The 22,100-nt window shown below is 35.9% G+C and carries 21 protein-coding genes and 2 pseudogenes; 18 read left to right on the plus strand and 5 right to left on the minus strand.

Going from position 1 to position 22,100, the window contains the following annotated elements; translation table 11 throughout:
* The first annotated feature begins 65 nt into the window (after nt 1-65).
* From L0B53_RS12595 to L0B53_RS12620, 6 genes and pseudogenes are all read left to right on the plus strand, one after another.
* A complete protein-coding gene (locus L0B53_RS12595) occupies nt 66-1,301 on the plus strand; it encodes a RidA family protein (protein ID WP_235059961.1) in 1,236 nt (411 codons plus the stop codon).
* Nucleotides 1,302-1,693: 392 nt separating this feature from the next.
* Nucleotides 1,694-2,062 carry a hypothetical protein gene (locus L0B53_RS12600; RefSeq protein ID WP_235059962.1) on the plus strand — a complete coding sequence of 123 codons (369 nt, stop codon included), beginning with the start codon at nt 1,694-1,696 and terminating at the stop codon, nt 2,060-2,062.
* 145 nt (nt 2,063-2,207) lie between these two features.
* Complete coding sequence (locus L0B53_RS12605) at nt 2,208-2,519, plus strand: hypothetical protein (RefSeq protein ID WP_235059963.1); 312 nt, start codon at nt 2,208-2,210, stop codon at nt 2,517-2,519.
* 229 nt (nt 2,520-2,748) lie between these two features.
* Nucleotides 2,749-3,898: pseudogene (gene yiaY, locus L0B53_RS12610) on the plus strand (L-threonine dehydrogenase).
* Between the two features lie 275 nt (nt 3,899-4,173).
* The gene (locus L0B53_RS12615; RefSeq protein ID WP_235059964.1) at nt 4,174-4,680 is read left to right on the plus strand and encodes a hypothetical protein; all 507 of its coding nucleotides are present in this window, start codon (nt 4,174-4,176) and stop codon (nt 4,678-4,680) included.
* 116 nt (nt 4,681-4,796) lie between these two features.
* Nucleotides 4,797-5,480 carry a hypothetical protein gene (locus L0B53_RS12620; RefSeq protein WP_235059965.1) on the plus strand — a complete coding sequence of 228 codons (684 nt, stop codon included), beginning with the start codon at nt 4,797-4,799 and terminating at the stop codon, nt 5,478-5,480.
* A 63-nt stretch (nt 5,481-5,543) separates the two neighbouring features.
* Here the strand turns inward: L0B53_RS12620 and L0B53_RS12625 are convergent, their stop codons facing one another.
* A complete protein-coding gene (locus tag L0B53_RS12625; RefSeq protein ID WP_235059966.1) occupies nt 5,544-6,368 on the minus strand; it encodes an SDR family oxidoreductase in 825 nt (274 codons plus the stop codon).
* Nucleotides 6,369-6,507: 139 nt separating this feature from the next.
* On the opposite strand from L0B53_RS12625, the gene L0B53_RS12630 reads away from it, so the two are divergent.
* Nucleotides 6,508-6,666 (plus strand): hypothetical protein, encoded by a 159-nt coding sequence (locus tag L0B53_RS12630; RefSeq protein ID WP_235059967.1) that lies wholly within the window; start codon nt 6,508-6,510, stop codon nt 6,664-6,666.
* Between the two features lie 107 nt (nt 6,667-6,773).
* Here the strand turns inward: L0B53_RS12630 and L0B53_RS12635 are convergent, their stop codons facing one another.
* The 4 genes and pseudogenes from L0B53_RS12635 to L0B53_RS12650 all read right to left on the minus strand — a co-directional run bounded on the left by L0B53_RS12635 (nt 6,774) and on the right by L0B53_RS12650 (nt 10,468).
* A complete protein-coding gene (locus L0B53_RS12635) occupies nt 6,774-7,583 on the minus strand; it encodes an HAD-IIB family hydrolase (protein WP_235059968.1) in 810 nt (269 codons plus the stop codon).
* 9 nt (nt 7,584-7,592) lie between these two features.
* Nucleotides 7,593-8,875: pseudogene (locus tag L0B53_RS12640) on the minus strand (TRAP transporter large permease).
* 12 nt (nt 8,876-8,887) lie between these two features.
* On the minus strand, nt 8,888-9,364 hold the full coding sequence (locus L0B53_RS12645; protein WP_235059969.1) for a TRAP transporter small permease: 477 nt from the start codon (nt 9,362-9,364) through the stop codon (nt 8,888-8,890).
* A gap of 84 nt (nt 9,365-9,448) precedes the next feature.
* A complete protein-coding gene (locus L0B53_RS12650; protein ID WP_235059970.1) occupies nt 9,449-10,468 on the minus strand; it encodes a C4-dicarboxylate TRAP transporter substrate-binding protein in 1,020 nt (339 codons plus the stop codon).
* A gap of 166 nt (nt 10,469-10,634) precedes the next feature.
* On the opposite strand from L0B53_RS12650, the gene L0B53_RS12655 reads away from it, so the two are divergent.
* From L0B53_RS12655 to pepT, 11 genes are all read left to right on the plus strand, one after another.
* A complete protein-coding gene (locus L0B53_RS12655) occupies nt 10,635-11,345 on the plus strand; it encodes a glycerophosphodiester phosphodiesterase family protein (RefSeq protein WP_235059971.1) in 711 nt (236 codons plus the stop codon).
* A 295-nt stretch (nt 11,346-11,640) separates the two neighbouring features.
* Nucleotides 11,641-12,885 (plus strand): mechanosensitive ion channel family protein, encoded by a 1,245-nt coding sequence (locus L0B53_RS12660; RefSeq protein ID WP_235059972.1) that lies wholly within the window; start codon nt 11,641-11,643, stop codon nt 12,883-12,885.
* Nucleotides 12,886-13,032: 147 nt separating this feature from the next.
* Nucleotides 13,033-13,470 carry a hypothetical protein gene (locus tag L0B53_RS12665; protein WP_235059973.1) on the plus strand — a complete coding sequence of 146 codons (438 nt, stop codon included), beginning with the start codon at nt 13,033-13,035 and terminating at the stop codon, nt 13,468-13,470.
* A gap of 492 nt (nt 13,471-13,962) precedes the next feature.
* Nucleotides 13,963-15,150 carry a mannose-6-phosphate isomerase, class I gene (gene manA / locus L0B53_RS12670; RefSeq protein WP_235059974.1) on the plus strand — a complete coding sequence of 396 codons (1,188 nt, stop codon included), beginning with the start codon at nt 13,963-13,965 and terminating at the stop codon, nt 15,148-15,150.
* Nucleotides 15,151-15,306: 156 nt separating this feature from the next.
* On the plus strand, nt 15,307-16,053 hold the full coding sequence (locus L0B53_RS12675; RefSeq protein ID WP_235059975.1) for a copper homeostasis protein CutC: 747 nt from the start codon (nt 15,307-15,309) through the stop codon (nt 16,051-16,053).
* A 199-nt stretch (nt 16,054-16,252) separates the two neighbouring features.
* Complete coding sequence (locus L0B53_RS12680) at nt 16,253-16,639, plus strand: diacylglycerol kinase (RefSeq protein ID WP_235059976.1); 387 nt, start codon at nt 16,253-16,255, stop codon at nt 16,637-16,639.
* 449 nt (nt 16,640-17,088) lie between these two features.
* On the plus strand, nt 17,089-18,213 hold the full coding sequence (locus tag L0B53_RS12685; protein ID WP_235059977.1) for a phosphoethanolamine transferase: 1,125 nt from the start codon (nt 17,089-17,091) through the stop codon (nt 18,211-18,213).
* 285 nt (nt 18,214-18,498) lie between these two features.
* Nucleotides 18,499-18,978, plus strand: a complete 480-nt coding sequence (locus tag L0B53_RS19410) for a DUF4056 domain-containing protein (RefSeq protein WP_260115548.1) — start codon at nt 18,499-18,501, stop codon at nt 18,976-18,978.
* Entirely contained in the window at nt 18,921-19,790 is an 870-nt protein-coding gene (locus L0B53_RS12690; RefSeq protein ID WP_260115549.1) for a DUF4056 domain-containing protein, read from the plus strand. Before L0B53_RS19410 ends, L0B53_RS12690 begins: the two co-directional genes overlap by 58 nt.
* Before the next feature lie 3 nt (nt 19,791-19,793).
* Nucleotides 19,794-20,720 (plus strand): patatin-like phospholipase family protein, encoded by a 927-nt coding sequence (locus tag L0B53_RS12695; RefSeq protein ID WP_235059978.1) that lies wholly within the window; start codon nt 19,794-19,796, stop codon nt 20,718-20,720.
* Between the two features lie 152 nt (nt 20,721-20,872).
* Complete coding sequence (pepT, locus tag L0B53_RS12700; protein WP_235059979.1) at nt 20,873-22,096, plus strand: peptidase T; 1,224 nt, start codon at nt 20,873-20,875, stop codon at nt 22,094-22,096.
* The last annotated feature ends 4 nt before the right edge of the window (nt 22,097-22,100 follow it).

The raw sequence follows: 22,100 nt of genomic DNA on the forward strand, positions 1-22,100 counted from the left end.
TACAGCCAACAACCTAGCGACTTCAAGTATGAAGGGTATAAATATAATAAATAGGAGTCGTTAAAATGAGTCATGATATTATCAAGGTTTCAAGAAATACTGACAATGCACCATTAAATGCACTTTCATCTCAAACAGTTGCATTCTCTCATTATAATAATATTTCTGCCCAATTACCGGTAGATCCAAAAACAAATATGGTCGTTGTTGGTGGTGTAAAAGAACAAACTGAACAATGCTTAAATAACATTAAAGCCATTGTTGAAAGTATTGACCATGTAATGGATGATGTTGTTAAGTTAACACTATTTGTTCGAAATATTGAAAATCTTGATGCAGTAAATGAAGCATATGCAACTTTCTTTACTGATTACCTACCAACTAGAACTGTTATTGCTGTAGATTCACTACCTAATAGTGATGCTTTAATTCAGATTGATGCATTAATTTCAAATGGTGAAGGAACTGCACCTCAAGCGCCATGTGAATTAATAAAAGTTTCACGTAATACGGATAACGCGCCTGTAGGTCTTTACACTCAAACGGTTGCTTTCTCGCACTATAATAACTTAGCTTCACAGCTTCCTGTTGATGTAATAACTGGAAAGTTAGTCGATGGCGGTGTTGAAGATCAAGCAGAGCAGTGCTTAACAAATGTTAAAACTATCTTAGAAAGTATCGGTCATGTGATGAACGATGCAGTTAAAACAACGATTTTTGTTAAAAACTTAGCAGACGTTGATGCAATTAATAAGGTTTGTACTAAATTCTTCCCTAATTATGCTCCAGCTCGCTCTTTTGTAAATGTTGCGGCATTACCAATGGGGGCGTTAGTCCAGATCGATACCGTTGTTTCACACGGTGATGGAACGCCTCCACAACTTGAAGAAGATAGCCGACTTTTGATCATCGAATCAAGTAATAGCGCGACTGCACCTTATGCGCCATATGCTCATACCGTCGCTTTTTCTCACTATAATCATATCTCTGGGCAGCTTCCAGTGGATCCAAAAACCAATACAATTGTTGCTGGTGGGGCAAAAGAGCAGGCTACACAATGCTTAGAAAATATTAAAGCGATTATTGAAAGTGTTGACCATGTGATGGATGATACCGTTAAAATCAATATTCAATTACGAGATATGACAGATCTTGATGCGGTAAATGAAGTGTATGCAACTTTCTTCAGTGGAGATTTGCCGGCAAGAACCGTATTCGGTGTCCCTGCGATTGCACAAGGGGCAAAAGTTCAAATTGATGCCGTTGTTTCTAATTGTGAAGGAACGCCACCAATAGCTTAATAATACTTATCATACTGAATTTTATAAATATTCATTTACTTTTTTGTTATTAAAGTTCTATACCTAAAATAATTGGCGTTGCTAGTAGGCGGCAAGTGAGTGAGGCCCCATGAGTATAAGTGTACTCTATGATTGGGACGAACGAGTACAGCCAACAACCTAGCGACCTCAAGTATGAAGAGTATAGATCTTTAAATTAAGTCGATGACAAGTAACAAACAATATAAATACCTCTGTAAATTTACAGAGGTATTTTTTTATTTATAAAAACTATAAGTACTAGTACAAGTAACTATTGACTAATTTATTTATACGATTAAAATACCGCCACACTATAGGTACTAGTACCTATAGTGGTAACTAACAATATTATTAATAAATAAGGAAAATGAATGAATTTCAGGACTTTGACTATTGTAATAACAATGATGACATTGATTTTTACTACTGGTTGTTCCCAGCGTGTTGCAGATTTAACGGTGGCGTCTACTCAGAATATAAATATGAACTCGAATGATTTTATTGAAGGAAAGCGGGTAAAAGGAACTGATACCGTCGCTGCTATTATTTTTCCACTGGGAACTCCAAACGTAGAAGAAGCATTTGATGATGCAATTAAGCATGATCCTTGTATTGTTGGGTTAACTGATACAGTGATTACTCATAACTGGTTTTATTTATACTTTGGATATTTTCAGTATAACGTTGAAGGCACTGAGTTAATCGATCAGAGTAAAGTAGGTTGTGACAGCTATCAATAAAATAATTAAAATCACTTTAACAATCTGTTATTAATCATATTTATTCCCGTCGGTTTTTTGATGTATTTATCAGGTGTATTTATACTTAATTATCATATATAATTAAGTCTGTTGTATCTGGATGAAACAATAGAAAGGAAAAGTAATGAGAACGATTTTAAATAAAGAATTGCTTCGAGAGTTAGATGAAATTGATGAATTGGAATGTGATGTAATGAACACATATCCAATAAATGGCGTTCACCACCTTTTATTATGTAAGATCATTTTTAGTGAACCAGCCGAAATTAGCAATAAAACATTAACTGTATTAGGCGAAGTTTCAAAAGAGGCACTTGTCGTATTAGAAAAACACGATTGTTTTATTCATGATGTTAAAGTGTCATTTGAGCCGGTTATTGAAGATCTTATATTACCAGAAGATCGTGATAACTTTAGCTGTGAGAAAAGTGCTTAAAAGATTATGCTTATTATATAACTTGATGATTTATATTTTATTTGTGATGATCCAGCACAAGACAATTGATTGATGTTTATTTATAATTAATTGTGAGATGTGATCTATACCTATAAATAGGTATTTAATTTATTAAGTTGTTGATATTAATTGATTAGAGTGATTATACTATTTCTATCTTGTTTAGCTCAATATTAGAAGCTAAACATTAAAATTGAAGAAGGTATAAATCATGAGCGCATTTTTCATCCCATCAATAAATCTAATGGGTGCAGGTTGTTTAACGGACGCTGTCGATAACATTCAAGCACAGGGCTTTAAAAAAGGCTTAATTGTCACGGATAATGTTTTAATGCAATTAGGCATGGTAACAAAAGTACAAACGTTACTGACTGAGCGCAACGTTGAAACCGCTGTCTTTGATGGTACTCAGCCAAATCCAACGGTAACGAATGTCAATGATGGTTTAGCTATTCTTAAAGAGAATGAGTGTGATTTTGTGATCTCACTAGGTGGTGGTTCACCTCATGATTGTGCTAAAGGTATTGCGTTATTAGCCGCGAATGGTGGGCAGCATTGCAGATTATGAAGGTGTCAATCAGTCTGTTAAGCCTCAATTACCTCTCATCGCGATTAATACAACGGCAGGTACCGCATCAGAGATGACACTATTCTGTATCATTACCGATGAAGAACGTCATATCAAGATGGCTATTGTTGATAAAAATACCACGCCTTTGATTTCAGTTAATGATCCAGAGTTAATGTTAGCAAAACCTGCATCTTTAACAGCCGCAACGGGTATGGATGCATTGACTCATGCGATTGAAGCTTATGTTTCTATCGCCGCGACCCCAGTCACTGATGCGGTTGCGATTAAAGCCATTGAACTCATTCAAGCAAATCTACGTACAGCGGTTGAGCACGGTGATGATATTAATGCTCGTGAGCAGATGGCTTATGCTCAGTTTATGGCGGGTATGGCATTCAATAATGCATCTTTAGGGTATGTCCACGCAATGGCACATCAACTGGGTGGTTTCTATGACCTACCTCATGGTGTTTGTAATGCAATCCTTTTACCACACGTACAACGTTATAACGCAAAAGTTTGTCCTGAGCGTTTAACTGATGTGGCAAAAGCGATGGGCGTTGATGTGATAGGGATGTCTCCTCAAGAAGGGGCAGAGGCTGCATTAAATGCGATTGTTCAGCTTTCTCAAGATGTGAAGATCCCTTCTGGCTTAACTGAATTGAATGTAAAAACAGATGATTTTGAAACATTAGCACAAAATGCACTGAAAGATGCATGTGGTTTTACTAATCCAGTTCAAGCAACAAAACAAGAAATTATTGATATCTTTGCTGCAGCAATGTAATTTTCGATAAAGCTTTTAAATTTTAATCAAGACCTCAGTTTTTATTTTCACTTAAACAACCAGTTAAGTGAAAATAGCTGAGGTTTTTTTATTTTGGGTATATACCCTTCATACTTGAAGTTACTAGGTTGTTGGCTGTATTCGTTCGCCCCAATCATAGAGTACAGCTATACTCATGGGGCCTCACTCACTTGCCGTCGACTAGCAACGCCAATTATTTTCGGTATATACTGAATCACTTTAATGAAATATCGAATTAATAGGGTGAGCTTAACGTGGAAAAGATAATATTAGTTTTTGGTGGGTTAGGGGAGCAACAAAGTTCAGTTGTTGGCCTTTATCAAGAGTTATTAATTAATTTAAGCCAACATTTCACGATTATTGCTATTGATCCAAAAGCCAGTAAATTATCGCTTGATGAACGAAAGCAGCAAATGGGAACTTTTGGTTATTATCAATGTTACTCGTCTTTAGATAAGTTTTTATTAACTCATTCTGAAAAACAGCAATTAACTGATCAAAAAGTAGAGGTGCAAATTGCGGCTGCATTTATATTAACGCCTGTCGCTACTCATCTTTCAATTATTCAACAGTTAAATAAAACCGTTGATGTTGATAACTTGTTGTTTGTTGTTGAAAAGCCTTCATTTTCTTTAAATGAGGTTGAAGATGGGTTTAATCTTGTTATCCCGCAATTAAAACATCAGGGCGCAAAATTTTACTTTATTGATACCGCATTGGTAACACCTTCTCTTGAAGCTTTTTTTCTCATTCAAAGCTAACATGTGCCGTCAATTCAACATTAATCCCCAATAAAATTATCGCTATTGCCAGTGATAATCCAGTTGATATTATCAAGCCTTTATCTGACTTTTCTTATGATGCTCGAATTGAACGCTTGAATCGCCGTCAATTGTTAGATGTAGAGAAGAGTGGTGGTGCAGGGTTTGGCTTTGATATGGGGATTCATGCGGTAGCAGGATTAGTGCGTTATTTACAAAAGTCTGGGTTATTGTCTGCGGATCTCTCTTTAACCAATGTCGTGACTGAAGCTTTAAATGATAAAAGATTAATAAGAACAATAGGGGCTGAAACACACATTTATGTCTCTGGTAAGTTAACTTTTAATGAACAATGTTGTGATTTACTTATTGAAGCAGGAAAAGCTGGAGATACTTGGGATCGAAGGTTAGAGTTACATTATGATCATCAAGTTATTGCCATCGGATTAGGAACGTTAAAGCATCCACCTTATCTCTGGTATTTCGATCGTATGATAAATAGGACAGAATTGGTAACTTTTGATGTGGCAGGCTCTGGTTATTCGATGCATTTTAACGATATCCTTACCGCTCTTGGTTTGAAAAACCAAGCAATTTTAACCGAGATAGAAAGTGAGCAATTAATGTCACACTCGATGAATCTTCTTGCGGATATTTTTAATCAGTTAGGTGAATCACCACAACAACGTGAATCTAATCTCACCAAAGTGCCACAACATAATCCTAAATTTCTATCTCAGGATGAATTAAAAGTAAGGGCTCAGTTGAGTGGTGTTTTGGGTGAGATTATTTTGTATTAAACGTTTTTTGAGAGTGAAAGTAGAGAGCAGATAAAGTATTCATCACCGCTCTCAGAACGAATATCACCCCTTAATCAACATCTTATCTAACCATTTTGTTGGTAATATGCGACGTAAAAAACCAAAAATATAAGTAGGCTGAGTGACATAATAACGACTCTTAGGTTTCTTACTGGTTAGTATTTTTTGTAGCGGTGCTAATACAGCTTCAGGCCCTAGCGTGAATTTATTTGTGCTTTCCGCTTTACCTAAACGAGATAACATCTGTTGATAGTTTTCATGATGACGGGAACTCGCAACATCGATATATTTTTCAACCATTTTTAAAGAGTTGGCTCTAAATTGACTAACAATAGGGCCAGGTTCAATTAAAGAAACGGTAATATTGGTACCCATTAACTCTAAGCGCAAAGTATCGGTATAGCCTTCTAACGCAAATTTACTGGCATTATAAGCACCTCGGTAGCGCATAGCCACTAAGCCAAGAACGGAACTATTTTGAATGATTTTTCCATGTCCTTGTTTTAACATAACTTGGATAACTGCTTGAGTTAGATCATGCCAACCAAAGAGGTTTGTTTCAAACTGTTCTCTTAATGCTGCTGTTGGGAGGTCTTCTAATGCACCACCTTGTCCATAAGCTGCATTATTAAACAAGATGTCTATTGTTCCACCCGTTATATCGAGGGCTTGTTGTAATCCAGAATGAATGGATTTTGAATCAGCCAAATCAAGTTGAACTGCATTTAATCCTGCTTTCTTTAATACATTGACATCTTCAATCCGTCGACAGCTAGCGATCACGAGATAACCTGCTTGATGAAGTTGTTCGGCACAATACTTCCCAATACCACTACTGCATCCGGTTATTAATATCGATCTCTTCATTTTTCACTCTTACTTTAAAAGTTGTTATTGATAATCTATACAACAATTTATCTCGTTACCAGATGTTTTTGTTGTAAAAGTGAGCAATATAATGAAGTTAAATCTATATTTAATATGAGTACAGAAATCAGGAGGTATTATGAAACGGGATATTCAATTAGAAAATGAACAGCAAAATAAAGATGAAGCATTGAAAGATAAGTTAACCCCTTTCTATGATTTAGACACTGGGGAGGCACTTTGCTATTTCGACCCTTACCCAACATTACTCGATGAATATATGAAAAATCATCAGTAATTGTTTTAATCGGATAGAAAAAAGCCAATAAGTTTAGTGTTTTAAAGTAGAAATAAGACTTTAAGCGCTTAAATAACTTATTGGCTAATACTTTTTTAGTTAATTATTTATTTATCACTTTGTAATGCCAATAACTTATCAGCGAATTCAGCAAAGCCATAGCCGCCTGGCTTACCCATCACAATCGAGGGTCTAAATGCCAGTTGCTGCCAATACTTCTCTATATTCGCAACCCCGACCGATTTAGGTAAGATTTCGAACATATTTTGATCATTCATAGAATCACCAATATAACAACTCTGTTCAAATACAGTTTGGCCGGTTAAACCATTATTTTCTAGGTAAGCCAATGATGCAATTTTCTTTGAGTGTTCGCCATACCAGCAATTAATATGGATTGAACTTGCGGTTGCATAAGCACCTAATGCGTGAACTTTTGTTAGGATTTCATTGATAATATTCTCATCAACTCTCGGGCGATTTTGACCGATATCAATGGCAACTTCACAAAGACGATAAGATTGATCTAGCGTGAGATTTAATTCTGGATAATCAGATAAAATATCAAGCACTTGCTGTTTCAATTTAGCTTGATTATTTGCCATTGTCTCACCATCGCTATGGGGCTTTAAGGTGAGAAAACCCCCTTCTTTTTCCATTTTGAATGCCCCATTTTCACCAAGGACAGCATCCACTGGCCAGAGTTGAGCAATATGATCACACCAGCCTGCACAGGCACCCGTTACGGCGACGACCTTAATACCTGCTTTTTGTAGTTGATCTAAGGCAATTAATGTATCTGGTGGTAAGTGTCCTTCCCAAGTTAATGTATCATCAACATCTGTGAGTACCCATTTTACTGATTGCCAATCTGACGTTAATGTTCGATTGGCTTCTTTAAATGTAATATTTGTCATGAGTTAAGCCTAAAGTAAATTTGGTAAAAACATCACTAACTTTTCTGAGTAAGTGAGTAGAGCAAGAACTAATAATAAAGCAAATAAGAAGGGTAGGACTTCACGAACAAAATCAACCATTTTTACTTTCAGAATAGAGCAAACGGTAAACATCATTGAACCAAATGGCGGTGTTACACCACCAATCATAATATTGACAATCACAATAATACCGAAATGAACTGGATTAACTCCAAGGTTTAAAACTGCAGGTAGAAGAACCGGTGTCAGGATAATCATCGCCGCTCCACCTTCAATGAACATACCCACGACAAGTAACAATAAATTGATCAGCATCAATAGCAGAATCTTGTTATCCGTTAGGTCGATAAGTAGAGCCGCAATAGTCTGTGGAATTTGCTCTAACGTCATGTAATAACCAAAGACCATTGCCCCAATAATGATGAACATCACGGTACTTGTACCTTGTACGGTTTCTCTCAAGATGGCAGCAAAATCTTTGATTTTTAGTTCTTTATAAATAAATAATCCAATTATAGTACAAAGTAAAACAGCAATTGCCCCTGCTTCAGTCGGGGTAAATAGACCGAAACGCATCCCTAAAATAATACCAAAAGGAATGAATAGAGCAGGCACTGCTTTTAAAAATGCTTGGCTTCGTTCACCTAATGAGGCTGCTTTTTCTCGTGATGGCTTATAATTCCTTTTTCTAGCGATAATCGCGATGGTAATCATTAAAGAGATGGCCATCATGAAAGCAGGCACATAACCAGCTAAAAACATCTGATGCACGGAAACATTCGCTAATAATGCATAAATAATTAAGTTGATACCAGGTGGAATAACCGGGCTAATGCTTGATGAGGCTGCGGTAATTGCTGCAGTGAATGGCAAGCCATAGCCCCGTTTAGTCATTTCAGGTGCCAGTATTTTAGATTGCATTGCAGCATCCGCATTGGCAGAACCTGATACCCCCCCATTAAAGTACTTAAAGCCACGTTGACGTGAGCCAAGCCACCTATTTTATGACCGATGAGAGAGTCGGCAAAAGCCAGTAGGTTCTTACTGATGCCTGAATAATTCATCACCGATCCAACCATAACAAAAAATGGAATGGCTAATAGTGGAAATGATGAGGTAGATGAAATGAATTTCTGCATCACAAGTGTGACCGGAATTGAATCATTCAAAAATAAGAAATAAAACATCGCCGATGAGATTAAAGAAAATGCAATCGGTACGTTTAATAAAAATAGTGCAAATAAAATAAAAATAGGAATGTAACTGTCCATCATACTCACCAATTACCCTTCATTAACGCTAGGTTTTTTTAATAAAATGTTGACATCATTTCTGATGAATTTAACGGTATGTAGCGCCATTAGTAGGAAGCTTATAAATAAAACACCATTAATAGTGAAGTATGACATCCCCATAACAGGTGTTAACTTATTCGAAAGCATGGTGTAGTCATAGCTTAAGTAACACATTATGCCATTGATAATTAGTAGAAATGTGTGAATTAATAACTGAAATGGTGCTTTTGCTTTTTCAGGAAGCATAGTCAAAATGACATCGACACCCATATGAAGCTTATGCTTATAGGCGGAACTAATGCCTAAATAGACAGACCAGATAAAACAGACAACAGACAGTTCTTCACTCCAAGGAACAACAAAGCCAAAGCCGTAACGTAAAATAACATTAGCAATAACAACAATGATGGTCACCATAATGGCGATTGATGCTAATATTTCCTCTATATTTCTAATAAAAAACATAGTAATTCCAATTAACTTAGTACAAAAAATAAAGATGGCTCTAATCATTAACTAGAGCCATCTTAAATTAAATAGATTAATGATCTATTGTGCTTTGCTTGCTCTTATTTGTTCTAGTTCAGCTTCAATTTGGCTACGGATATTTGGTGACCAAGTTGGGAACTGTGAATAAACATCAGCAGTGAGTTTTTCAAATGCAGGTGCATCAACTTCGTTGAAAGTAACACCTAACTCTTCTAGCTTCGTCGTGTATTCAGCATCTAACTTCACTAGATTATTTGTGTTAGAGATAGCACCTTTAGCAAACTCTTCATTGATGATTGTTTGCTGTTCAGGTGAGAATTTATCCCATAATGTTGGGGAGATATAGATACCAACAGAGCCTAAGAAATGCTTAGTTAGCGACATATTTTTCGCTACTTCATAAATCTTAGTTGAATACATAGTCAGAATTGAACCTTCTAAGCCATCCACAACCCCTTGCTGAACGCCAGAATAGGTTTCAGGGAAAGGAAGTGAAGCGGGTGACGCGCCCATAGCTGATAGGGTTTTAATAAACATTTGGCTGCCAGGAACACGGATACGCATACCATCAAGATCTGCAGGTGTGTGGATCTCTTTATTGGTGATCATATTACGATAACCAAACATATAATCGGCGTTTAAGACTTTAATGCCTTTTTCTTCCGCTTGAGCTTCCAGATCTTTAACTAGATCTGACTGCATCATTGATAAATATTCATCGTATGAACGGTATAACATTGGGCCTGCAAGTGCAGCAAAATCTGGCACGTAATCGCCTAGTTGAGTAAAGTCTTCAACGGCAATCCAGTTGGCACCATTAACAACTTGTTCAACATTATCTTTATAAACAGGTAATTGACCACCTGCGAAAACTTTAATATTCACTGCGTCATCAGTACGCTGACGAATATTATCGGTGACTTTAATTAACTCTTTAGTAAGTAGCTCGTTAGGAGTAAATACTAGGCTTAAGTTAACATCAATTGGTTTAATTTCTTGTGCAGTTTCTTCTTTGTTTTTTTCACCACAACCTGCTAATACTAGGCTTGCAGCTAAAACTGTACCAATTAATTTTTTCATTAATGAGATCCTTGGTGTTTATTTTTATTGACACACTTAAAATGAGTTCTTACATTACCATTTTGATTCAACGTTGGCTTGTACCCAATATGAAATTGAGATGCTGGTCACTTAACTGAAACAAATATCTGTGATGACAACAAATAAAATTAAGGTTTATAGAGAAATGAAGGTTACAGCACACCGCGGAGCATCAGGCTATGCACCAGAAAACACGTTAAGCAGTATAAAGAAAGCGGCTGAATTAGGTGCGGATGGGGTTGAGTTTGATATTCAATTAACTAAAGATGCCGTCCCGATTGTCTTTCATGATAAAACAGTCGATCGTTGCACTAATGGCTGTGGGGAAGTTTTTTCCTTAACTTTGAATGAGATAAAGAAACTTGATGCTGGGCTCTGGTTCTCTGATGATTATGAAAAAGAACAAATTCCGACATTAGAAGAAGTATTGGTTTTATGTAATAAACTTGGTTTAAAAGTAAATATTGAGAATAAATCATATATTACAGAGAATACGCCATTATTAGTTGATAGGTTGTTTGATGTTATTAAAGATACTGATTTTAATGAGGAAAATGTTTTAATTTCTAGTTTTTCATACGAGATTTTAAATTTATGCCAAAACAAGAATCCTAATATCAAGTTAGGTTACATAACCGAAACTTGGACTCAAAAGATCAAGAATAATATTAATAATTTAAACTTATTTAGCATTAACATTAACTACCTAAATGTAAGTAGTGATATAGCTTTGGATATAAAAGAAAGTGATTATCAATTACAGGTTTGGACATTAAATGACATTAATAAACTTAATGAGTTAGAACAATGGAACGTAGATACGGTAATTACAGATAAACCTGATCTTTTCATCTAGTGTATTGTTAATTTTCGTGGGGCAAGGTGATATTATAATTTGAACAGTTGAAGTTGCTTGGTTGTTGACTGCGTTCGTTCGGCTACGAGCAACTACAATTATTTTAGGTATAAATATTCTGATAATATATTGTTTACTTCATGAAGAAACAAACAAATTTGCTATTATTCACTATACTTTCTTATGATTAAGAAGAGATTTTTTCTTAATTGAGGGGCGATCAAGGTTGGCTATTTCTCATTTCAAGTCAACTAGAAACTCCAATTATTTAAGGTATAGATGAGGCAAAGTTAGGATGTTAGAAGAGTTTAAGCAATGGGTTCAAAAGGTTAATCATTTTTCAGATACTGAGCTTTCAATTTATGGCTCTATTGCTTTAATTCTTATCTGTTCATTTACTGTTCATCTTGTATTTAGTTTAATCTATAAGTATTGGAAAAAGTCGAATGATGGTGACAAAGTTGGGTGGAGAAAAGCCTTATTTTTGCAAAAGTCATTTAGAAATGTTTCGTTTACTATTCAGTTTTTATTTCTGTTGATTTTTATTCATCTGTGGTTACCTGATGATATTGCAATTAAAAAGACAATATCGATGGTAATTGTGGTTGCAACGATATTTTTCACTGTCTTATCTATTTATTCGATGATAAATGCCGTTGTTTTTGTTTCATATAAGAAGCAAGTTAGCCATGATATTCCAGTTCGAGGAATTGCTCAAAGTTTAAAGATAGTTATTTTCCTTATTGCCACGATTTTAGTGATCTCAATACTTCTTAATAAATCACCCGTTATTTTAATAAGTGGTTTAGGTGCAATGACAGCCTTGTTTATGTTGATATTTCAAGGACCAATTGTAGGGTTGTTAGCCGGAATACAATTATCTGCAAATCGAATGGTAAGTATTGGCGATTGGCTAGAAATGCCAAAATACAATGCGAATGGGAATGTTATCGATATCACATTGACGACAGTGAAAATACAAAACTTTGATAATACGGTGACGATGGTACCGACTAATGCGTTAATTTCTGATTCGTTTAAGAATTGGAAAGGGATGACCGATTCGGGTGCTAGAAGAATTATGCGGAGCATTTTAATTGATCCTAGCTCGGTTAACTTTATTGAACAAGATACTTTAGATTCTATATTAAAGACTATGGTTAATGACAGTGCTGTTCGAACCGAAATCGAAAAAACTAAATCACCCATTGATAATAAATTGACTAACTTAGGTTGTTTTCGTGCTTATTTAAAAAGCTATCTTTTACATCATCCGAAAATACGAAAAGATCTGACTTTGATGGTTCGTCAATTGGACTCAACTTTTAATGGCATTTCTATGCAAGTTTATTGTTTTACGACAACAACGGTCTGGACTGAATATGAAGATATACAGTCAGAAATATTTGATCATGCTTTTTCGGCCATTGAAGTCTTTGGTTTAAGAGTTTCACAAGCACCAACAGGGCAAGATCTTCAATCATTAACTAAGCTTCCAGACGGTCGAACCATCACTGAAAGTAAGTTGATAGCCAAATAATGCAGATAAATTTTGAAGTTATTCGGAGATATTTAAACATCCCATTTATGAAACTCAGAGTTTAATATTAAATTCTGGTATATTTTTTGATTGAAAAATATACTTCCTTACATCAAATCATTCTCATTACTGTAAGGAAGTTTATTTATGACTTTTAAAGAAACCTTGAAGATTACATTACCAGGCGCAATACCTTCATTTATCGTTAGTTTTATTTTGAACTACAAAATACTTCCATTTCCTGATGATATTCAGATGAACTATTTAAATAATGGAATGAGCTTGACCATTAGTTGTTTTATGGGCGTTTTAATTGGCGTTTTGACTAATGAACTCAAATTACGAAAACAGTATAATCAAAATAAGTATTTAGCCGCGATAAATGTTGTTGGCTTTAGTTTATTAACCGCCGCTTTATCATTTGCTTTATTCAGGCTGTTTTTATATTCAAATATTCAATTCCCAGTTGATACTTTTATTAATGGATTAAATAATGGAATCAGTGGTGCAATTGGTGGTTCTATCTTCGCCTTAATCGGAATGATAAGTTACGGATTTTATAGAAATAAACATCTGGTAAAATAATACAGATTCTTTGACGTAAGAAGGGTGTAGACTTAGTTCATTCGCCCCAATCATACCGTACCTCGATACTTATGGGGTCTCATATACTTGTCATCTTCTAGCCATTTCCTCTTCTGGAGGTATAGGCACCAATTCTTGCTCATTTCTGTCAATAATTCAATGTGCTGAAAAAATCGAAAAGTTTTGCTTCATTAGCACCATGTATGGCGAAAAGCTTTAAAGTGACATTTGAAGCTTAAATATAATTATCGACGTAAGTTGCCTCTCTAAATTTTAGGGAGGCTTTTTTATCGGTAAGTCTGATGCTTTTATACCCATAATACCTAAAGTCGCTAGGTTGTTGGCTACACTCGTTTGCCGCTTACTAGCAACTCCAATTATTTTAGGTATAGCATTCTATTAATAATCAATGATTGGAAAATAGCCCAGCTAGCAATATAATAGCTAATATGAAGTAACAAATAGAATTTAAACAATCACTAAGAGACGAGCATGGCATTTTTTAAACTTGATAATATTATCCAAAATTACGCTTGGGGAAGTACAACTTCGATAAATGAACTTTTTGGTATTGAAAATTCTGATAATCTACCGCAAGCTGAAATTTGGATGGGAGCACACCCAGGTGGTTGTTCAAAAAATGCAGAAACAGGTGAGTTACTGTCTGACATCATAGAACAAGATAAAAACACAATATTAGGCGACTATACAACAGAGCGTTTTGGTGAACTTCCTTACCTATTTAAAGTACTTGCCGCTCATACGCCATTGTCGATTCAAGTTCACCCAAATAAGCAGAAGTCAGAAATGGGTTTTGCTCGAGAGAATCAACAAGGGATTGCCCTTAATGCTTCAAATCGTAACTATAAAGATCCAAACCATAAACCAGAGCTGGTTTACGCATTAACTTTCTATAAAGCAATGAACGGTTTTCGACCAATCAACGACATTATTGCGCTTTTTAATGAGGTTAATGTTACCGAACTTAAACATGAATTAGACGCGCTGAAGCAATCACCAAATAGTGACGGTTTACAAGCCTTTTTTAGTGCGATCATGACACTAGAGGGTGAAAGGAAACAGAATGCATTGACTCAGTTGGCGGCTCGTTATTCAGTTTCTGCAAAAACAGCGATGGCTCGTGAAGCGCTGCAATACAGCCAAGAATTTAAAGCTCATTACGATGGCGATATTGGTCTATTTGCACCGTTGATGCTTAATACCATTGAGCTAGCACCAGGTGAAGCAATGTTCTTATTTGCTGAAACACCACACGCATATGTACAAGGTACTGGCCTTGAGATTATGGCAAGTTCAGACAATGTATTACGTGCAGGTTTAACACCAAAGTATATCGATGTTCCTGAATTAATTGATAATATTATTTATCAGCCAATTCAGCCTAATGAAATTAAAATGTTACCTGTCAATAAGGCCGGTAAGCAAAGCTATCCAATCCCTGTCGATGATTTTGGTTTTGATATATTAAAAGCTAAGAGTGAACAACAGCAACAGTTTGTCCGTGGTGCAGAGATCCTATTCTGTATTGATGGTGAAGTTACTGTATCAACAAAAGATAAGAATTTGACGTTAAAGCCGGGTGAATCAGCATTCATTTCAAACAGTGAACAAAGCTATCAATATTCAGGTCTTGCTACATTAGCAAGAGCATTTAATTAATCATCGTTATCACTAACAGAGCCATTTCCAAGTGATTAATTAGAGCGCCTCTTATTTTTACTTCTAACGAGTAAAATCAGGAGGCGTTTTTTTAATTTTCGAAATGGCAAATGTATATCGATACGGAATTGATGATTTAGATTAAGAGGTAAAGTAATGAAAAAAATGACTGTGGAAGTTTGCGTCGATAATATTGAGTCATTAGAGACAGCCATTGTTGCAGGTGCCGATCGTATTGAGTTATGTAGTGCATTAAGCGTGGGCGGATTGACACCTTCGGTGGGTTTAATCAAATATGCGGTTGAAAAAAGTAACACTCCAATATTTGCTATGATCCGTCCTCGTGCTGGAGATTTTCTTTTCAGTGAAGCTGAATCTAAAATGCTCATTGATGAAGCCGAAATGATTCTAGCAATGGGAGTGGATGGTATTGTTATTGGTGCATTGAAAGCTAATGGTGATATCGATTTAGCACTCATCGAACAGCTTGTTTATTTAGCCCAAAAACACGGTAAATCGGTGACATTTCATCGGGCTTTTGATTATTGTGCTGATGCAGAGGTAGCGCTTGAGCAGATAATTAAACTTGGCTGTGATCGCATATTAACGTCAGGTCAAGCACCTACGGCAGAGTTAGGTATTAAGCGATTAAAGCAGTTAATTACTCAAGCTGATAGCCGAATATCTATTATGCCAGGCGCGGGGGTAACCGTTAACAATATAGCTCAAATTGTTGATATGACAGATTGTGTCGAAATCCATTTATCAGGGAAAACATCACGTCAATCAGAGATGGTATTTTATCCAGAAGGAATCGCGATGGGATCAAGTCAAGATGATGATACCAATATTAGTGTGACTTCTTTTGCGATTATTAAAGAAGTGACAAATATATTAGCTTAATTTTACTACTTCTGTTCATGATGTGGTCAAATAAGTATACCTTTCTTACTTGACGTCGCTAGGTTGTTGGCTGCACTCGTTTGCCGCCTACTAGCAACGCCAATTACTTTGGGTATAAGCTGATTGAGATGAGAATTTTTTGGTATTTTTGACGTTTCAATTTATACTCAGCTTACTCTCTATCTCTATTGGTCTACAAATGTTTCAACAGTCACAAAATAAGCCAGCCGCTAAAGGAATAAAGCGTTGGATCTCTGCTTTTAATAATTCTCTCAATGGGGTGAAGCACGCGTTTAAACACGAAGCAGCCATGAGAGAAGAGATGATTGCATTTATCATCTCCCTTCCAGTTGCCGCTTTTATCGCTCAGAATGTATGGCATTATTTGGTTTTGATTTTTAGTGTGTTATTCGTTTTATTAGTTGAAACATTGAATACGGCGATTGAAACAACATTAGATCGTATCTCAACCGAGTTTAATGAAATGACCGGCTTTGCTAAAGATTTAGGCTCTTTTGCTGTATTAATTGCAACAATCATTGCCATTGGTGTTTGGTTGGTTTCTCTCTATTACGCAATTTTTTAATGTGAAGATCATGAATAATAACAAATTAAGATTATCGCTTTATTTCTTGACTTTATTCTTAATTAATTTAGCTCCGTATTGGTATCGAATCAGTTATAAAGAGAGTCAATTATTACCAGCTCTCTTAGATACCGTTTTATATAGTGGCATAGCCACTACTATTACCTTGTTATTACTTATTAACTTAAAAAAGACTCCACTTATTAACCGTTATTCTATTAACTATTCTGTGGCTGTCTACCAGTTATATCTGTATTACCTTTGGTAGTTTTGATTTAAGTATTTTAGCTTCAATTATTGATACTACACCGACTGAAGCCTCTGAATATATAAAGGATTTAAATACCCCTTATCTATTGTTTCTATTTATTCCTTATTTTTATATTCTTAATTCAACTAGAAATATAAATATAGATAATAAGAGTAATAAAATTTTATTGATAACCTTATTGGTTTTATATATTCCAGATCTTACTCATAGAGCAGAACGACTGATTCAAATTCATCAACGAACGGGTATTCAAACCCAAGATATCTTAAATCAAGCCAAACTCTTAGCAAGAAAGGTCAATGACTTTGAACTATTTTATCGTTCATTTGAAGTTTACCAATTAAAGAAAGAAGAGAATCAACCGATTCATTCTGAATGGACAAATGTTAAAGCAGATAAGACAACATTAAATTACAACTATGTTGTGATAGTGGGAGAGTCAGCACCAAGAAAGTCTTTTAGCTATTATCAAGGTGCAGATTTATCGTCTTATAAAGGGTGGCAGTTTATCTCTGATGCTATTTCTCCTGCAACGAATACCAGAGAATCTATCCCACGTATTCTAAGTGTTAATCATCGAGATAATATTAATACTAATCTAAATCTTATTGATTTGGCCAACCAAGCTGGATTAAAGACAGCTTGGTTCTCAAATCAAGGGTTTATTGGTAAATATGACACTCCAATCAGTGTCTTAGCTAAACGAGCAAACCAAGTCGTCTTTCATAACAAAGGCAGTTTTCTTACCGCAGGAAGTGACGATAAGTTATTAGTTGATCTTAAAAATACCCTGACTGATGGTAAGACAGGGCATTTGGTTTTTTTACATACTATGGGATCACACCCTTCATTCTGTAAAAGAACCAAATTTTACAAGACTCACATTCAAGATTTTAATTCAAAAGATGAGCGCTCTTGTTTTAAAGATGCAATTTACAACACTGAACTTTATATTGCAGAAGTTAATACCATCATGAAGAAGAGTAATAAGCCTTATAAGATTGTTTATTTCTCAGACCATGGGTTAACAGATGTGAATTATTCTCCTTATAAAGTGCATGGGGTAGGACGTTTATTTTCTTTAGATGCCATTCATATCCCATTAATCTTTATTGATTCTGAAAGTAAACACACAGGTCAATTAGTGAATAAGACCTATTATATGCGAGACTTTGTTGATAGTTTCTTTGATTGGACAAGGATAAAAGCTGATCAAATTGATGAGAGTAAGAGTGTGATGAGCCCCAATTTAACTCAGAAGCCATATGTTTACGAAGGCAGTCGTTATATTTCATTAGAGTGATATATATCCTTTACACTTGTCGTCGTTAGGTTGTTGGCTGCACTCGCTCTTCTACTAACAAATCTAATTATTTTAGCTATATAACTGAGTGAATACTTTTATTCGTTGGCATTACATAACCACCCAATCACATAATTTATCTATGTGATTGGTGTGGTTGAAAAAGAAATTTATTGATTTTAAATTAGTTTACCACTGGATACTCGACAATAATAAAGTCAATAAAATCCCTAGTTCTGAACTACTCTTCTAGTTTCAGTTTGTAAATTAGGATTTCTATTTTATATGGCGTCAAAATCAGTTTTTAAACTCTCTCTTATCGGATTGTCTCTTAGTTCTATAGTGGCCTGCTCTTCGGATGACTGGCAAACAACGACGGTGCCAACATCGAATGAAGTGAGAGCTATTTTGGTCGATAATAATAATGATCAACAAGCATCAACATTGAATACGCTTGATTACCCTGATTTGATCGTGCCTCAAAATGTCCGTCCTTGCTGTGCATTTGGCGACCTGCAAAAAGTCAATTTTGGCCCGATTCCTGTTCCATTTTTCCATCTTCATAATGTCATTGAAATCGATGAAATAGGACCTCATAAGTTTGCCAGTGGAGTCTACTCTAGTACCTCTAAATCACTTTCACCGACAGGAGTGGGGGGAGTGAAAACAACGGTATATTGTATACTCGCCATGGTGGATTTATTGATATGGCCCATGTTAGGGATACTGCCGATGATACGATTGGGCTCTTTTTTGAAATTCTAAAAAACTTAGGTCAAGAACATCGAATAGAACTACCCAATGAGATTGGTGTTCGTTATGTTGAAATGAAGCTTTTTGAGGCTCACGCTTTAACTGACGAACAAAAGTGGACGATTGCGGCGCATCTTGCTGCTCGTCTTGCTTACTTTAAAGCAGAGTCTCATGAGATCTCACAATGGAGTGGGTATGAAAGCTTTAAAGGATGGTCTGAAGGGGTTTCCGCTTATTCTATCGAAGACCTTTATTCAAATATGCTAGGGGCAAAGCTTTCACTTCATCTAATTATGCAGAGAAAAGCCTTAAGTACGACAGAATATGATAGAAACTTAACCTTGTTGATCAATGCAACCCTGAAAGAGTTAGGCGCCGTAGATAAAGTGCAAAGTCAAGCGGTACTCGCAGCGTTAGATACGCATTGGTGGAATTCGTCTGAGCCTATACCGCATAAATATATGTTGTTAAAACGAAATTTTAATTTTGGTGATCATCAAACCCCTTATATTCTCCCCGAAGAGTTGGCAACTTTTAAGGGCGAGGATAGTCATGATATAAAACAGAATCAATTATTACTCAGTTATGCTAAAAGTAAGACGGTTACGCTTTCTATTTCTTCAAATGTCGAAGGAATAGAGTTAGATCAGGTCAGTTTACTCGTTTTAGAAATTGACCCAAAATACTATGATAAGTTTTCACATGTTCCTGCTTCTATTTGGAACCCAAGAATGACACACCTTAACTTTGCAAAAGTCGCGATTGAGACAGAGAAAATAGAAATCGTAGAACAACAAAAGCATTTGGATAAGATTAAAAGGTAAATTATGGCTAGATTTCGATTACTTGCAATTACGATGGGTGTTTTGGGGTTAGCCTCTTGCTCTAATATAAATAAATACGATCAACTTTCGGCTGAAAATATTCAAATACAAAAAAAACCGCAACAGAAACCACAGTTAAAGGATGATAAAAAACCTCAATTAGCAATTGCATTTGGTGGTGGATCATCTAGAGGAATGATGCATTTAGGGGTTATAAAAGCGCTTGATGAAGCGGGAATTAAAGCCGATATTGTAACTGGAACCTCTGTAGGTTCTATTGCTGCGGTACTTTATGCAACCCATGATTACCCAGAAATAGAAAAAATCATGTTTGGTTTTTCTGAACATGAAATAACTGATTTTCGGTTGTCGACTAAAGGTTTAATTAAGGGGAAAGCATTAGCCAAATGGATCAATAAAAGTACAGGTGAGCAAGATATTAGCCAGTTGCCGATAAAAACAGCTATTGTCTCAACCAATTTATCGACACAGAAGGCAGTGATGTTTACAGCGGGTAACATCGGACAAGCTGTGCAAACGTCATCAAGCGTACCGGGTATTTTTATGCCTGTTTATCATAATGAAGATATTTTAGTTGATGGCGGTGTACTCTCTTTAGTTCCTGTGTATGCGGCAAGACAATTAGGCGCCGATTTTGTTATTGGCGTTGATGTTTTTTGTAGTCAACCACCCCCATTAAAGTATACGGCCTTTGATGTCTCATCCAATACCTTCTGGTTACAGAGCTGCATATCCACCAAAGAGGAAGTTGAGAGTGCCGATATTTTGGTTGTCCCAACACCATCTAATCCCGGGTTAGCCGAGTTTGGTGGTTATGAAGAGCGTAAAGCGGCAATGGATGCAGGGTATAAAGCAATGAAAGCAGTGATTGAGAAAAATAGTGAATTGCAAAAGTTTATAAGACATTGAGTTGATGCACCTCCAAGTAAAGTGTTAGGTGGCTCACATTAATATGATCAATGACTCATTTGTTACATATAAGAATGACTTATATCAACTAAGTAATACTTTTTGGGTAGTACATTTGATTCTCAATATGAATCACTATGCTGAAAAGATAAATGAATATAGCAGATCGTTTTTTAAACTATACAAAAATTAATACCACGACTAATCCAATGAGTAAAACCTCTCCATCCAGCTTAGGTCAATGGAAGCTTGGGGAGCTTTTAGTCAGTGAATTAAAGTTATTAAATTCTATCGACAATATTGAACATCGTGACAATGGAATTGTTACCGCTGAATTACCTTCGAATACGGATAAAACGTCTTCTACTATCGCCTTCTTTGCTCATTTAGATACAAGTGCAGAAAGAACAACGGATACCCATGCTTCTCTTGTGGAATATACTGGTGGTGATATTACTCTTGAAAATGGGATGGTTCTCACCGTTTCTGATAATCCTGATTTGACAAGTTACACAGGCGATCAAATTTTTGTTACTGATGGTGAAAGCCTGCTTGGGGCTGATGATAAAGCGGCCATTGCTGCTATCATGGATATGCTGCATTACTTTGATGAAAATCCAGCGGTTGCCCACGGGACCATTAAAGTGGCTTTTTTACCCGATGAAGAACAAGGCTTATTAGGTGCAAAAGCCTTTAAAACCCCTGATTTTGCAGATTTTGGTTATACATTAGATTGTTGTGGTATTGGTGAGTTTGTCCATGAGAATTGGAACGCGGGCAATGCCGTTGTTGAGTTTATTGGGCAATCAGCACACCCGATGAATAGCAAAGGTAATTTAAAAAATTCGATGCTATTAGCTCAGAAGTTTATGGGCGTTTTTCCTGAAACCGAAACACCAGAAGTAACAGAAGGTCGAGAAGGTTACTACTGGATGAAGAAGATTGACGGAAATAGTGCAAAGACGACGCTAAATATTGATATTCGTGATTTTACTCAAACAGGGTATGCAAAACGTTGTCAATTTATTAGGGATGCAGTCTCTTCATTTAAACTGCTTTATGGTGATAATTGTATTCAATTAACACTGATGGATCGTTACCAGAATGTGGCTAACTTTTTACCTACTGATGAGAGTGCACATTCACCGGTTAATCTTGCTTTAAATGCTTATAAAGAGAATGATATCGAGCCTAAAGTGATCCCGATGCGTGGCGGTTATGATGGAGCCGTGCTTTCTGAAGATGGGATCCCTTGTCCGAATATTTTTACCGGGGCTCATAACTTCCATTCTATTTTTGAATACTTGCCGCTAAAAAGCCTTAAAGCAGCGTCTGACGTTATTCAAACCATTGTTATAAATAGCGCAAAAGGATAATTAA

It is taken from the genome of Vibrio sp. SS-MA-C1-2, assembly GCF_021513135.1.
In the GTDB taxonomy this organism is placed as follows: Bacteria; Pseudomonadota; Gammaproteobacteria; order Enterobacterales; family Vibrionaceae.